This is a genomic window from Pantoea sp. CCBC3-3-1 (genome assembly GCF_007981265.1).
Classification (GTDB): domain Bacteria; phylum Pseudomonadota; class Gammaproteobacteria; order Enterobacterales; family Enterobacteriaceae; genus Erwinia.
Genome location: NZ_CP034363.1, coordinates 1,111,393 through 1,125,790, shown reverse-complemented (window position 1 = coordinate 1,125,790; position 14,398 = coordinate 1,111,393). Strand labels below are relative to the sequence as shown.

10 protein-coding genes and 1 pseudogene are annotated in these 14,398 nt (G+C 53.7%); 4 read left to right on the top strand and 7 right to left on the bottom strand.

The features are described from left to right. Positions 1 to 30 precede the first annotated feature (30 nt). Positions 31 to 270, bottom strand: a complete 240-nt coding sequence (locus tag EHV07_RS05160; protein WP_147195724.1) for a SymE family type I addiction module toxin — start codon at positions 268 to 270, stop codon at positions 31 to 33. A gap of 144 nt (positions 271 to 414) precedes the next feature. Between EHV07_RS05160 and EHV07_RS25135 the strand changes: the two are divergent. Further along, a pseudogene (locus tag EHV07_RS25135) lies at positions 415 to 755 on the top strand (hemagglutination protein); the annotation flags it as partial. 458 nt (positions 756 to 1,213) lie between these two features. Next, positions 1,214 to 1,774: an Ail/Lom family outer membrane beta-barrel protein gene (locus tag EHV07_RS05150; protein WP_147195720.1), complete on the top strand. Its 561-nt coding sequence runs from the start codon at positions 1,214 to 1,216 to the stop codon at positions 1,772 to 1,774. Positions 1,775 to 1,832: 58 nt separating this feature from the next. On the opposite strand, the gene proY is transcribed toward EHV07_RS05150, so the two are convergent. The 6 genes from proY to phoB all read right to left on the bottom strand — a co-directional run bounded on the left by proY (position 1,833) and on the right by phoB (position 9,300). Further along, on the bottom strand, positions 1,833 to 3,188 hold the full coding sequence (proY, locus tag EHV07_RS05145) for a proline-specific permease ProY (RefSeq protein ID WP_147195718.1): 1,356 nt from the start codon (positions 3,186 to 3,188) through the stop codon (positions 1,833 to 1,835). A gap of 123 nt (positions 3,189 to 3,311) precedes the next feature. Then, positions 3,312 to 4,634, bottom strand: a complete 1,323-nt coding sequence (gene brnQ, locus EHV07_RS05140) for a branched-chain amino acid transport system II carrier protein (RefSeq protein ID WP_147195716.1) — start codon at positions 4,632 to 4,634, stop codon at positions 3,312 to 3,314. 397 nt (positions 4,635 to 5,031) lie between these two features. Further along, complete coding sequence (locus EHV07_RS05135; protein ID WP_147195714.1) at positions 5,032 to 6,135, bottom strand: cobalamin-independent methionine synthase II family protein; 1,104 nt, start codon at positions 6,133 to 6,135, stop codon at positions 5,032 to 5,034. 199 nt (positions 6,136 to 6,334) lie between these two features. After that, positions 6,335 to 7,258, bottom strand: coding sequence for a PstS family phosphate ABC transporter substrate-binding protein (locus EHV07_RS05130; RefSeq protein ID WP_147195711.1), 924 nt, complete (start codon positions 7,256 to 7,258; stop codon positions 6,335 to 6,337). A gap of 18 nt (positions 7,259 to 7,276) precedes the next feature. Beyond that, on the bottom strand, positions 7,277 to 8,590 hold the full coding sequence (phoR, locus tag EHV07_RS05125; RefSeq protein WP_147195708.1) for a phosphate regulon sensor histidine kinase PhoR: 1,314 nt from the start codon (positions 8,588 to 8,590) through the stop codon (positions 7,277 to 7,279). 20 nt (positions 8,591 to 8,610) lie between these two features. Then, a complete protein-coding gene (gene phoB, locus EHV07_RS05120) occupies positions 8,611 to 9,300 on the bottom strand; it encodes a phosphate response regulator transcription factor PhoB (RefSeq protein WP_147195706.1) in 690 nt (229 codons plus the stop codon). A 200-nt stretch (positions 9,301 to 9,500) separates the two neighbouring features. Here phoB and sbcD point away from each other — a divergent pair, with 200 nt between their 5' ends. Continuing rightward, positions 9,501 to 10,721 carry an exonuclease subunit SbcD gene (gene sbcD / locus EHV07_RS05115; RefSeq protein WP_147195704.1) on the top strand — a complete coding sequence of 407 codons (1,221 nt, stop codon included), beginning with the start codon at positions 9,501 to 9,503 and terminating at the stop codon, positions 10,719 to 10,721. Next, on the top strand, positions 10,718 to 14,392 hold the full coding sequence (locus EHV07_RS05110) for an AAA family ATPase (RefSeq protein ID WP_147195702.1): 3,675 nt from the start codon (positions 10,718 to 10,720) through the stop codon (positions 14,390 to 14,392). Before sbcD ends, EHV07_RS05110 begins: the two co-directional genes overlap by 4 nt. The last annotated feature ends 6 nt before the right edge of the window (positions 14,393 to 14,398 follow it).

Sequence of the window (14,398 nt, the reverse complement as noted above, 5' to 3'; positions counted from 1 at the left end):
AGGCTGGGATCTTTTTACCCGACAGTCCGATCACCCCTCAGCCAGCCGAATGATCAACTGTCCGCGCTCCATCATAACCTTAACCGGCTGCCTGGTATCAAACCCGGCCTCTTCCAGCCAGTTGCCCTTGAGGCTGATGCTGAGACAGCGGCTGTAATAGGTCGTCATGCCGGTAGAACGTTTTTCGTGACGGATGCTGGTATAACCCACCTTCAGCTGCCGTAACACTTTGGAAATACTCACTTCAGGCCTAATATCGTGCGCAGCCATGATCAACTCCTTGCCAGTCGGTTTTGGTCAGCGGAGTTCCGGTGCTGGTAACACCTTAGCTCCGCGCTAAAAAATCGCTGTCACTCTCTCCTAATCAACAGGCCGCACGGCCGTCTCCACCCGGTGCTTCACAATCACCGCACCAATCAGGCAATGGATATTATGAGCACCGAGGGTCAGATAGCGGGCGAGAAAGCGAAGAGAGATCCGGCGAAACTGTCTGAGGCGAAAGCGCAGCTTGAAAGCAAGGGCAAAGCGTTCACGGATGATGATGTCGCGAAGCAGGCTTACAATAATGCAATGGCGTCATGAGGAACCGGCAGCGCCATCCAGCAGGGAATAAGCGCGGCAACGGCGGTAATCCAGGGCTGGCGGGCGGGAATATCGCTCAGGCTGTGAGTGGTGCTGCTGCACCGTATCTGGCGGAGCAGATACATAAGCTGACCACGGATGCGAACGGTAAGGTTAATACCCAAGCGAACCTGATGAAAATTGTAAGGCCAACCCAGAAAGTGAAATTTTTATTATTGAGAAGTACATTAAAATACTGAAAATAAACACCATGTTATAATTATTTATTAAAATTTAACATCTCCAGTCGCGGGTGGATATCTGGATAAAAACTTCCGTATTTTCTATTATTAAATAAACCCACTACTTTCCAGCACAACAAAAACTCATTCCATTCACAAATAATTTTACTTTATTTAAATTTATTAATTATGCACGTCAGTTCAATTCATTACTTATATAAGTAACCGATAAATAACAAATTATCACGGATGAGATCCACCTCACAATATTATTTTTCCGCGGGCTACTTCATTGCTGATTTATCCGATAAAATCCCATCACCCCACAAAATAACTTTACCGGGGTTAATACCGGCATTCCCCCAGGTATTAAATACGTTTAATAAAATACTTTCATTAAGGATGATGTAATGAAAAAACTGCTGTTAACCAGTCTGTTAATGACCTCTGTTGCTTTTCCCCTGCTCGCCTCTGCGGACAATCACACCGTTTCTTTAGGCTATGCACAGAGCAAGGTACAAGATTTTAAAGATATTAAAGGGGTAAACCTGAAGTATCGCTATGAGTGGGATTCACCTGTCAGCATCATTGGCTCCTTTACTTATATGAGTGGTGATGAGAACTATAATTACAGTGATATTGATGAGCAGTTCGATGCCAAAACAAAAGTGAAATACTATTCGCTTGCTGCAGGTCCGGCTTATCGCGTTAATGACTACATCAGCATTTATGGTCTGATTGGCCTGAATTATAACAAAATTGATTACTCTGAAAGCTGGAGTTTCTACGGTTCCGACGGCAATTATTCAAATAATGAAAATAAATCGTCCTTTATGTATGGTGCCGGGCTGCAAATTAACCCACTGTCAAATGTGGCGATCGATATTGGTTATGAAGGTTCAAGCGTAAGCTCTGGCGGCAAGAGCCATTCTATCAACGGCTTCAATATTGGCGTCGGCTATCGTTTTTAGGGCAGAGCGCCCGGGCATTTTAGCAAAAAAAAGGCCGGAAATCTCCGGCCTTCTCTTTTTATGCTGCTACTTTCTTCTTCACAAACCGCCAGCTGACCAGTAGAAGCGCTATCCAGCCCACGCCGACGTAAAGCGATACGCGGGTATCCGGGAAGTAGCCGATCAGGCCGATGATAAAGACCAGGAACAGAATGCCGACCATCGCGGTAAATACGCCGCCAGGCATAGCAAACTTCAGCTCTTTTGCCTGTTCGGGCGTTAACGAGCGGCGGAAGCCAATCTGCGAAAACAGGATCATAATCCATACCCAGACGGTGGCAAAGGTCGCCAGCGACGCGATCACCAGGAACACTTTTTCCGGCATCAGGTAGTTAAGATAAACCGCGATCAGCATCGCAATCATCATTACCAGCACGGTAACCCACGGGATGCCACGACGTGAAACAGTCGCGAAAATTGCCGGTGCATGGCCCTGTTCAGCCATACCGTGCAGCATACGCCCGACGCCAAACACATCACTATTGATAGCCGACAGCGACGCGGTGATCACCACAAAGTTTAGAATGGCTGCCGCCGCTGCAATGCCCATATGCTGGAAAGTCAGTACAAAAGGACTGCCGTTCGTCCCCACCTGGTTCCAGGGATAAATGGACATGATGACAAACAGCGTGCCGACATAGAACACCAGAATACGCAGCGGTACGGTGTTAATCGCCCGCGGGATCGACGCTGCCGGGTCTTTCGCTTCGCCAGCGGTGATGCCGATAATTTCGATGCCACCATAGGCAAACATCACAATCTGCAACGACAACACCATGCCCATTACGCCATGCGCAAAGAAGCCACCATTGGTCCACAGGTTGCTGATGCCCGTCGGCTGTCCACCGTTACCGATGCCCCAGAAGATAATGCCGATGCCTGCCACGATCATCACGATAATCGTGGCGACCTTAAACAGCGACAGCCAAAACTCGACTTCACCAAACACTTTAACCGTGGCGAGGTTGATCGCACCAATGATGAGCACCACGCTCAGCACCCAAACCCAGTGCGGAACATCCGGGAACCAGACGCCCATATAAATGCCGAACGCCGTCACATCCGCGATGGCGACAATCAGAATTTCAAAACAGTAGGTCCAGCCGGTGATATAGCCTGACAGTGGCCCAAGATAGTCCTGAGCGTAGCGCGAGAAAGAGCTGGCCTGTGGGTTATTAACCGACATTTCACCCAGCGCGCGCATGATGATATAGGCGATGGCACCGCCGATAATATAGGCGAGGATAACGCTCGGCCCGGCCATTTTAATTGCGTCGGCCGAACCATAAAACAGGCCGGTACCGATGGCCGAACCCAGCGCCATAAAACGAATGTGGCGGGTACTCAGTCCCTTTTTGAGCGCATTACTTTTCATCTTACTCTTAATACTCAGTCTGAACTCCTGCCTGAAACAGGCAGGAGAATAGTGATGCATTTCGCCAGTATTGAGGTCAACTGACCTTCTGCCGGAAGCGGGCAGAAGAAGGTATCACAAAAATTACTGCTGGTGGGCACTAACCTGCTGACGACCCAGAGTGCGGTCGTAGATCACCGCCACGACCAGCATAGCCAGCGATGGCGGCAACCACGCAAGACCTTGCTCTGCCAGCGGCATAGTCGTTGCAAAAGCAGGCAGCACATCTTTAAACGCGGTAGTTTTGATGCCGTCAATGATGCCGAAAATCAGGCTTACCAGCATTGTTGGCGCAATAATACGGCTGCTTTTGTTCCACCAGCGCAGCGTAAAGCTCAGCAGGATCAGCACGATACAAGGCGGATAAATCGCAGTCAGTACCGGAATTGAGAACTGGATCAGCTGGCTAAGGCCCAGGTTAGAAACCAGCATGGAGAACAGGCCAAGCACAAAGACCAGCTGACGATAAGTCAGCGGCAGATGCTGCTGGAAGAATTCGGCGCAGGCGCAGGTCAGGCCAACTGCGGTAACCATGCAGGCTACAAAAATCAGCGCTGCCAGGAAGAAACTGCCCATTCCGCCAAAGGTATGCTGAACGTAAGCGTGCAGAATAGCGGCGCCGTTTGCGTTCTGATCGACGATGGACGCGCTGTCAGAACCCAGTTTAAACAGGGTCAGGTAAACCAGCGTCAGGCCGATACCGGCAATCAAACCAGCGATAATAGTATAACGAGTCAGTAAACCCGCTTCGCCCACGCCGCGGGAACGTGCCGCGTTGACGATAACAATACCAAATACCAGCGCGCCAAGCGTATCCATGGTCAGGTAGCCATTGATAAAGCCGCTGGAGAACGCCGCATGCTGATAGCTGTCCGTGGCCGGAGCCAGTCCGCCTGCTGGCCACAGCAGCGCAGCGATACCTAATACGGCCAGCGCGATGATTTTCAGTGGCGCAAGAATGTGGCCAACGGTATCCAGTAATTTACCCGGATAGAGGGAAATACCGATAACCAGCGCGAAGTAGATCAGGCTGTAAACCAGCAGCGGCACAGCACCGTCACCGGTCAGCGGTGCGATCCCGACTTCGAAAGAAACCGTCGCCGTACGCGGCGTTGCGAACAGAGGGCCGACGGCAAGATAGCAGACCGTTGCCAGCACGAGGCCTGCCGCTTTGCCAATTGGCGAGCTGAGTGCGTCAATACCGCCGCCCACGCGGGCCAGCGCGATAATAGTAATCACAGGAAGTCCAACGGCCGTTAGCAGAAAGCCAAGTGCAGCAATCCAAACGTGTTCCCCAGACTGAATACCCACCATCGGTGGAAAAATAATATTGCCGGCACCCACGAACAGGGCAAAAGTCATAAAGCCCAGCGCGAGAATGTCTTTGGAAGTTAAACGATTTGTCATAAGAAACGGCTTCGCCTGTACTGGTGTTAAGTGAAATCGTGATGTCAGCTTTATCGCCCTGCCTGCACTAATACGCCTGGCACTTTAATCAAAACGGATGTTCCTGTTCCAACTTAACCGGCGTATTGCGCTTATTTTGATCTTTTTACAGGGGAATAACGTAAAAACGGCCGTAAGTAAAACGTTTATAGCGGAGAAAGGCAATACGGATCCGATAAAGCAGAGTGATATAGCGCAAAAATCCGCTGTGGCAGTTTATCACTTCAGTTTATTTGCAGGATGCCTTACATGATTTGTACTTTTTTTGCACGGGGTGGGGTTAATTTCTGCATGGATCCGGGTGGGGATGCACAAAAGGCGCGTTTATACGCGCCTTTTGCTCATAATGCCGCCTGAATTACCAAACGTCGTTAGCGATATCGACAACCAAACGCAGTTTCGCCCACTGCTGCTCCTCAGTCAGGCTGTTGCCTTCTTCCGTAGACGCAAAGCCACACTGCGGGCTGAGACAAATTTGATCGAGGCTGACATATTGCGCGGCTTCAGCCAGGCGTTTTCTCACTGAGTCCGGGCTTTCCAGCTCACCGTTTTTGGTGGTGATCAGGCCTAACACCACCTGCTGCTTGCCCGGTTTGATAAAGCGCAGCGGCTCAAAGCCACCTGAACGCTCGTTATCATATTCCAGGAAGAAGGCGTCGATGTTCACCGTACCGAACAGGATTTCCGCTACCGGCTCATAGCCACCTTCAGAGATCCAGGTCGAACGGAAGTTACCGCGGCAAACATGCAGACCGACAACCATATCTTCCGGCTTGCCTTCCAGTGCTTTATTCAGCACCTGTGCATAGATGTTAGCCAGCTCTTCCGGATCGTCGCCACGTTCACGAATTTGACGTTTCTGGTCTTCTGAACACAGGTAAGCCCAAACGGTATCATCCAGCTGCAGGTAACGGCAGCCCGCATCGTAAAAGCCTTTGATCGCGTCACGGTAGGTCAGCGCCAGGTCGTTGAAATAGTCTTTCAGGTCCGGATAGACGTTGGCATCAATAACTTTACGCCCACCACGGAAGTGCAGCACGCTTGGGCTTGGAATCGTCATTTTAGGAATCGCGTCGCCGCAGATACTTTTCAGGTAACGGAAATCTTCCAGCATTGGATGATTGCCAAAACCAAGTTTGCCGGTCACTTTTACGCCACGCGCTTTAGTCTGTACGCCGTTGAACTGAATGCCCTGATCGGCTTCGTAACGTTCCACCCCTTCAAGGCCGTCAAAGAAATCGAAGTGCCACCATGCGCGACGGAATTCGCCATCGGTGACCACTTTCAGACCGCTGGCACGCTGGTGCGTGACCACATCGCGGATGGCTTCGTCTTCAATACGACGCAGCGCAACGGCATCAATTTCACCGGCCTGAAACTGCTCGCGGGCCTGTTTGATCGCTGCCGGACGCAGAAAACTGCCAACCACTTCGGCACGGTACTGGGCTGAATCTCTTTGCATTTCAGGTCACTCCTGTCCTGCGCGCACGGCGCATAATTTACCTGGGAAATAATGACGAATTATCATTATAAGACATCTGGATGTCTAAATGGCTGAAGAGAGCATGTCATGAGAAACATTCAGCGGCAAACGAGGAAATTTCATCTGCCATGAAAAAAATTCATGTTCGCCGTTATCCTCGCCAGGCGCTGACCGTACTTTATTCTTCAATCATCCGTCGGGCCTGCCTGATTTGCTCGTCCGACAGCGGCAAATAGCCCGCCTGCGTTACCAGCGCCTGCCCTTCTGCCGACAAAGCCTGGCTCAGAAAAGCCCGAGTCAACGGCTCCAGTGGTTTCTCCGGTCTTTTATTAACGTAAATATAAAGCGGACGTGCATAAGGATAACGGCCGCTGCGGATATTCTCTGGCGAAGGCGTAACCCAGCTGTTGCCATCACGGGAAACCGGTAACATTTTCACCCCGGTCAGATGTGTGCCCATACTGGCGTAACCGATACCATTGAGCGTGTTGGCGACGGCCTGAATCACCGCAGCCGAGCCTGGGTATTCACCGACATCATTACGAAAATCGCCGTTACACAGCGCCTGCTGTTTAAAGAACCCCCAGGTTCCGGAAGCGGAGTTACGCCCAAAACGCTGCATCGGGCGCGCTTTCCAGCTGGCAGGCATTGAAGGCAAATCACCCCACTTTTTTACGAAAGAGAACGCGCCACAACGGCGTGTCACAGAAAAAATCGCATCCAGTTGCCGATCGTTTAATCCCTGTAGCGGATTATCTTTATTCACCACCACCACCAGGGCGTCCATGGCGACCGGCACCGCCAGCGGCGGATAGCCATAATTTGCCTCAAACAGCTGACGCTCCACGGCCTGCATCGGACGGCTCATCGCGCCAAGCTGGGCCGCGCCCGCTGCCAGAGCCGTCGGTGCAGTGGAAGAACCCGCAGCCTGAATCTGTACGTTAACGCCGGGATACTGACGGTTAAAGCTTTCGCCCCACAGGGTCATCAGGTTGCCCAGCGTATCGGATCCGACGCTCGAAAGATTGCCTGACAGCATGCCTTCCTGCGCCTGAGCAGACAGGTTGAACAGCATGATTACGGCAAAAAACAGCTTTTTCATTGATGGCTATCCGATCGTTCAGTGAACCGCATTCTGGGACAATTCATTGTTTACAATCAACCTTAACGGCAGGGAGAAGCTGAAACAGGTCTCTTTGCCGGGCTGGCTGGTAATCTCGAGCCGGGTATTGTGATGGCTGAGCGCATGCTTGACGATAGCCAACCCCAGCCCACTGCCGCCAGTCTGGCGCGAACGGGCTTTGTCGACGCGATAAAAGCGCTCGGTGAGGCGGGGAATATGTTCGGCGGCAATACCCGGGCCATTATCTTTCACCTTAAATTGCGCACCATGCGGCGTCCTGCGCCAGCTAATATCAATGCGCGTGCCGGCAGGCGTATGGTTTACCGAGTTATAGACCAGATTGGAAATCGCGCTGCGTAACTGCTCATCGTTACCGAATACGCGCAGATCGGGATCGGCGGTGAAATGAATTTCATGCCTGCCCTGACTGAGCGTTTCCGCCTCGCGTTGCAGCAGCCTCAGCATCATCGGCACATCAACTTTTTCCTGCAAATCCAGCGCGGGCGCGGCCTCAATCCTGGAGAGCGTTAACAGCTGCTGCACCAGACCATCCATTCGCCGGGTTTGCTGCTGCATCGTATGTAGGGCTTTATCCCGCTGGCTTCCTTCCAGCACCGAGTCGCTCATCATTTCCAGATAGCCTTGCAGTACGGTCAACGGCGTACGCAGTTCGTGGCTGACGTTAGCAAAGAAGTTTCGTCGCGCGCCTTCCAGCTGATGCATTTGCGTCACATCGCGCGCGACCATCAGCCACTGACCTTCGCTGTAGGGCATTACCCGGAACTCCAGATGACGATGATTATTCAGCACCAGCGTTAACGAACGGGTGAAATCCTGCTCGCGCAGATAACGAGTAAATTCAGGATAACGTAATAAATTGAGGATATTCTGGCCGTTATCTTCTGGCCAGCGCAGGCCCAGAAGCTGTTGAGCCAGGCCGTTACACCAGAAAATCGTGCCTTCTTCGGTAGTGAGCACCACCGCATCCGGCAGCGACTCAGCACCGCTGCGAAAACGCTTAATCAGATGCCCCAACTCACGGCGGCGACGACGGTTACGCGCCTGCATCTGATAAAGGCCATAAAACAGCGGTTCCCAGCTGCCGCGACCGGACGGTGGCGTCATGCTACGATCCACCCACAGCCAGTGGGAAAGCCGCAGTAGATTAGCGAAGTGCCAGCACAGCACCGCCAGCACTGAAATCAGCAGCAGCCAGGGTAAGTAGCCCACCAACAGGCCAATGATAAGAGCAGGAAGGCTGGCCAACGCCAGCTCCAGCAGTAATCTCTTCCAGGAGAGGCGTTCCAGCACGGTAAAGGCTCCGGTTACGATCAGAAACGTGCAGAAAAACGATAACCTGTTCCGCGAACCGTCTGCACCATGCGATCGTGCCCGGTCAGCTCAAGGGCTTTGCGCAAGCGGCGAATATGTACGTCGACGGTGCGATCCTCGACGTAAACGTTAGTGCCCCAGACATGATTAAGCAACTGCTCACGGCTGTAAACCCGTTCGGGATGAGTCATAAAGAAATGCAGCAGTTTGTATTCTGTCGGCCCCATTTCCAACGGCTGCGTTTCAGACATGACGCGGTGTGAAGAGGGATCGAGGCTCAGCCCCTGGATTTCAATGACCTCTTCCACCGCCATCGGTGAAATCCGGCGCATCACGGCTTTGATCCGGGCCACCAGCTCTTTAGGGGAGAAAGGCTTGGTAATATAGTCGTCGGCCCCCACTTCCAGACCGCGAACGCGATCCTCTTCCTCGCCGCGTGCCGTTAGCATCATCACCGGGATATCGCGGGTCATCGCTTCACGTTTAAGATGTTTGATAAACTGGATGCCGGATCCGCCCGGCAACATCCAGTCCAGCAGGATCAAATCGGGCCAGGGTTCGATCAGCAAATTAACGGCGCTGTCATAATCTTCCGCTTCGATCGGCTGGTAGTCATTTTGCTCCAGAACAAAACATAACATCTCACGGATTGGGGCTTCATCTTCGACCACCAGAATGCGCTTAGCCATTATTGCTCCTGCGTTTGTGACGGAATGTCACTGGATATGCGGCGACATTATGCGTCAGTTTTATGACATTTTTATGAAAAAAGCATCGGCTTCCGCCCCGTTTTATAACACTTTATCAACAGTGAAATGCCTTTGCGCTGGGGTTTTGCCCCTGACTGTTTATAATCGCCGTCTTGTCCTGGCGCATTCACAGGGAACTCATGCGAATCATTCATACCGCCGACTGGCATCTGGGCCAGTTCTTCTATACCAAAAGCCGCGCAGCCGAACATCAGGCTTTTCTGGACTGGCTGCTGGCGCAGGCAGAACAGCATCAGGTCGATGCCATTATCGTGGCCGGCGATATTTTTGATACGGGTTCGCCTCCAAGCTATGCGCGCGAGCTGTATAACCGTTTTATCGTCAGGCTCAGTCAAACCGGCTGCCAGCTGGTGATGCTGGCCGGTAATCACGACTCGGTGGCCACGCTTAACGAATCCCGCGAGCTGTTGGCCTGCCTGAACACCCGGGTTATTGCGTCCGCCAGCGACAACCTTAATGAACAGGTTTTGCTGCTAAATCGCCGCGACGGCCAGCCCGGCGCCCTGCTTTGCGCCATCCCTTTTTTGCGTCCTCGCGATATCACCCGTAGCCAGGCAGGCCAGTCAGGACGTGAAAAACAGCAAACGCTGGCCGAAGCGATTACTCATCACTATCAGCGCTGCTGGCACGAAGCCGTGGCGCGGCGCGAGCAGCTGGATTTAACGCTGCCAATCATCGCAACCGGTCATCTGACCACCGTTGGCGTCACCAAAAGCGATGCGGTGCGCGATATCTATATCGGTACGCTGGATGCCTTTCCGGCGCAGGCGTTTCCCGCAGCGGACTACATCGCGCTTGGCCATATTCACCGCGCGCAGCGCATCGCCGGAACCGAGCATATTCGCTACAGCGGCTCCCCCATTCCGCTCAGCTTTGATGAGTTGGGCAAAGAGAAAAGCGTATTTCTGGTCGACTTCCTTGACGGCAAACTGAATCAGGTTGAACCGCTGATCGTTCCCACTTTCCAGCCGATGCAAATGATTAAAGGTTCGCTGGAGGAGATCGAGCGGCAGCTGGCAGCAATACCGCCTCGTGATGATGGTAAAACCGTCTGGCTGGATATTGAGATTGTCACGCAAGGCTGGCTGCACGATTTGCAGCGACGAATTGAAGAGCTGACGCAGGAATTGCCGGTAGAGGTCGTGCTGCTGCGCCGCAGTCGTGAACAGCGTGATCAGGTCATCGCCCGTCAGAACAACGAGACGCTGAGCGAACTCAGCGTGGAAGAGGTATTCAGCCGTCGCCTGGCGCTGGAAGAAGAAGAACCGCAGCGGATTGCCCGCGCCACGCTGCTGTTCCGACAGACGCTGGCGGAGTTGAATGATGAGGAACAGCCATGAAAATCCTGACGCTGCGGTTTAAAAACCTCAACTCGCTGAAGGGCGAATGGAAAATTGATTTTACCGCCGAGCCTTTCGCCAGTAACGGCCTGTTTGCCATCACCGGCCCAACCGGCGCGGGGAAAACCACGCTGCTGGATGCGATCTGTCTCGCGCTTTACCACGAAACGTCTCGTCTGGGAAAACTGTCACAGTCACAAAATGACCTGATGACGCGTGACACGTCGGAATGTCTGGCCGAGGTGGAGTTTGAGGTAAAAGGCGTTGCCTGGCGCGCTTTCTGGAGCCAGAACCGGGCGCGTGGCGCGGTTGAGGGTAATTTACAGGCACCGCGAGTCGAGCTGGCACGCTGCGATGACAATAAAATCGTTGCTGACAAAGTGAAAGACAAGCTGGAGATGCTGACGGCGCTGACCGGACTGGATTTTGAGCGCTTCACTAAATCGATGATGCTCTCTCAGGGGCAGTTTGCCGCTTTTCTTAACGCAGACGCCAACAGCCGCGCCGAGCTGCTGGAGGAGCTGACCGGCACGGAAATCTACGGCCGCCTGTCGGCCAACGTCTTCGAACGGTTTAAAAATAGCAGAGTTGAGCTGGACCAGCTGCGCGCGCAGGCAAGCGGGATGTCGCTGCTGGATGCAGAGCAATTACAGCTGCTTAAAACCCAGCTGGAAAAGTTAACAGAAGCGGAGCAGGCGCTTACTTCGCAACATCAGCGGCAACAGCGTTTGTTGCAGTGGCATCAGCAGCATCTGGCAGCTTGCCAGACTCGTCAGACGGCGATGGCAGAGCAGCAGCAGGCGGAAGCAGCCTGGCAACAGGATCAACCGCAGCTTCAGCGTCTGACGCTGGCCGAACCGGCAGAAAAACTGCGCCCAGGCTGGCAGCTGCGCAACCAGTATCAGCAGGATGCTGAGGCGCTAAAAGCGCAGCTTGATCGTTTAACCCTCCAGCAGCAACAGGCCAGCCAGCAGTTGGAAGGCGTGGCGCGGCAGCTAAAAGAAGCGGAAGCAACACGCCAACACCATGAGGCGTATCGCCAGCAGCAGGAAACGTTAATCAGCGACAGCGTATTACCGCTGGATAACCGCATTGCCTCACTGGCCGCACAGCATGAGCAGCTGGCTAAAGAGGTTAGCGAGTACCAACTTCATATTAATGAGCGTCAGGCTGCATTAATGAAAAACCAGCAGGCTCAGAGCGAAACAGTAAAGCAACAGCAGCGGCAACAGCTGTGGGCCGAGGCGAATGGCCGCTTCTCGCGCTGGGCTGAATTACTGCCTTTCTGGCGGGCGCGTTTCGAGCAGCAGCACCAGAGCGAGCTGGCGCTGAATGCGCACCAACAGCGCATCGCCGGGCAGAAAAAAAGCATTTCGCAGTTGCAGGCGCAAATTGCGGGGCTAAAACAGCAGGCCAAACCACAGCAACAGCAGCTGGAAGAGGCGCAGCAGCGTTTTAGCGAGGCCGAAAAAAGCCTGACCCTGCTCCAGCAGCAGCACCCGGAAGAACAGCTCCAGGCGGCGCTAACCCGGCTGAACGAACAGCGGCCGCTGCGCCAAAAATTAACGCTGCTCGCCGCTCAGTGGCAACAAATAACGTTACTTAGTGAGCGCCAGCTAACCAGCCAGCAAGGAGTACACCAGGCGCTGCAACAGGCTGAACAGCAATTGCACAGCCTGCGCAGCAGCTGGAAAGAGAAAAATCAGCACTATCAGGATCTGGAAAAACGCTGTGAGCTGGAGCAGCGTATTGCCGATTTGGAACAGCACCGCGCCCTGCTGGAACCCGACTCCCCCTGCCCGCTTTGTGGCTCCTGCCAGCATCCTGCCATTCACGAATATCAGGCGCTTAAACCTTCAGAAAATCAGCAGCGCCTGATGCTGTTGAAAGCTGAAGTGGAAAAGCTAAAAGATGAGGGCACCACCCGTCGCGAGCAGGTAAAAAACCTGCAACTCCAGGCAGAAAAGCTGCTACAGGAACGCACGGATAGCGAGCGAGAGTGTGCCCAGCTGCGTGCGCAATGGCAGGCCACGACTGAAGCCCTGACAATTTTATTGACGCCGGAAGAGCCGGAGAAAACCACCGGCTGGCTTGCCGCACAGGAGCAGCAGGAAAGCGAGCTTCAGGCTCAGCTGGTCAATCTGCAACAGCATGCCCGCCAGTTGCAGCAGCTTAAAGATCTGTTGCAGCGTCAGCAGAACGAGAGCGCGGCGCTCCAGCAGCAACAGTTGCTGGCAGCGCAACAGTTACAGACGCTGAACCAGGCGCTGGCCGAGCAGGAACAGCTGCTGCTTCAGGAGCAGCAAAGCGTGGAGAAACAGCGCGAAACCTTACGGGACTCGTTGCAGGAACATGCACTGACGCTGCCTGCGCCAGATGAGCATGAAACCTGGCTCACTGACAGGAAAAAAGAGTCAGAGCAATGGGCACAAGCGGAGCGGGTACTAACTGACCTCGCCTCGCAGCTGACAACTCTGGCAACGCAGCAGCAGGCATTGCAAGAGGAAATTGCCCGTGAGCAGACCGGTCAAAACAGTCGTGAAGCGCGTCTCCGTCATGAACTACAAACGCTAACCGCCTGCCGTCAGGAGCGTCAGCAGCTCTTTGGCGAGCAGCGCACTGCGCAGGTTCAGCAGCAGCTTCGCGAGCTGTCTCAGGCTCACACTGAACGCTGCCAGCACCTGCAACAGCAGTGGCAGCAGCAGCAAAGCCAGTTAAATACTCTGACCGGACAGCATAATTCTCTCACTGAGCAGGAAGAAGCGCTGGAGCGTCGGCTGAAAGCGGCGCAGCAGGCGTTTAGCGAGGCGTTAACGGTTACGCATTTCAGCGATGAAAACGCGTTTGCCGCAGCGCTGCTGGATGAAGAACATACCGCCAGGCTGAAAGCGCTTCAGCAACAGCATGAAAGGCGTCGTCAGCAGGCGGCCGTGCTGGTTGAACAGGCAGAAAAAAATCTTGCTGCATTGCTTTCATCACAGCCGGCAGATTTACCGGTAGAGAGAGAAACGCTGAGCGCCACGGCCGAAAGCCTTCCACGGCAGCTGCGGGACAACGCCAGCCAGCAGGGCGAGGTTCGTCAGCAGATATCCAGCGATGCAGCCCGACGCGAACAACAGCAAGCGCTGCTGGTCAGCATTGAGCAAAAAGCGCGTGACGTCGAGGACTGGAACTACCTCAACCAGTTGATTGGTTCAAAAGAAGGCGATAAGTTCCGTAAATTTGCCCAGGGCTTAACGTTGGATCACCTGGTCTGGCTGGCCAACAACCAGCTGGATCGCCTGCACGGCCGCTATCTGTTGCAGCGTAAATCACAGGAGGCGCTGGAGCTTCAGGTGGTGGATACCTGGCAGGCCGATGCGCAGCGCGATACCCGTACCCTTTCCGGCGGTGAGAGTTTTCTGGTCAGCCTGGCGCTGGCGCTGGCGCTTTCCGATTTGGTCAGTCATAAAACGCGAATTGAATCGCTGTTTCTGGACGAAGGCTTCGGCACGCTGGATGCGGAGACGCTGGACAGCGCACTCGACGCGCTGGATGCGTTAAATGCCAGCGGCAAAACCATCGGCGTCATCAGCCACGTTGAGGCAATGAAAGAACGCATTCCGGTGCAAATTAAGGTACGCAAAATAAACGGGCTGGGTTACAGCAAGCTGGAAACGCCCACGGCCTGACTGGCG

Bases quoted from the DNA above. Each gene is read 5' to 3' on its own strand.
- EHV07_RS05160 (WP_147195724.1), bottom strand. From the start codon at position 270: ATGGCTGCGCACGATATTAGGCCTGAAGTGAGTATTTCCAAAGTGTTA.
- EHV07_RS05150 (WP_147195720.1), top strand. From the start codon at position 1,214: ATGAAAAAACTGCTGTTAACCAGTCTGTTAATGACCTCTGTTGCTTTT.
- proY (WP_147195718.1), bottom strand. From the start codon at position 3,188: ATGAAAAGTAATGCGCTCAAAAAGGGACTGAGTACCCGCCACATTCGT.
- brnQ (WP_147195716.1), bottom strand. From the start codon at position 4,634: ATGACAAATCGTTTAACTTCCAAAGACATTCTCGCGCTGGGCTTTATG.
- EHV07_RS05135 (WP_147195714.1), bottom strand. From the start codon at position 6,135: ATGCAAAGAGATTCAGCCCAGTACCGTGCCGAAGTGGTTGGCAGTTTT.
- EHV07_RS05130 (WP_147195711.1), bottom strand. From the start codon at position 7,258: ATGAAAAAGCTGTTTTTTGCCGTAATCATGCTGTTCAACCTGTCTGCT.
- phoB (WP_147195706.1), bottom strand. From the start codon at position 9,300: ATGGCTAAGCGCATTCTGGTGGTCGAAGATGAAGCCCCAATCCGTGAG.
- sbcD (WP_147195704.1), top strand. From the start codon at position 9,501: ATGCGAATCATTCATACCGCCGACTGGCATCTGGGCCAGTTCTTCTAT.
- EHV07_RS05110 (WP_147195702.1), top strand. From the start codon at position 10,718: ATGAAAATCCTGACGCTGCGGTTTAAAAACCTCAACTCGCTGAAGGGC.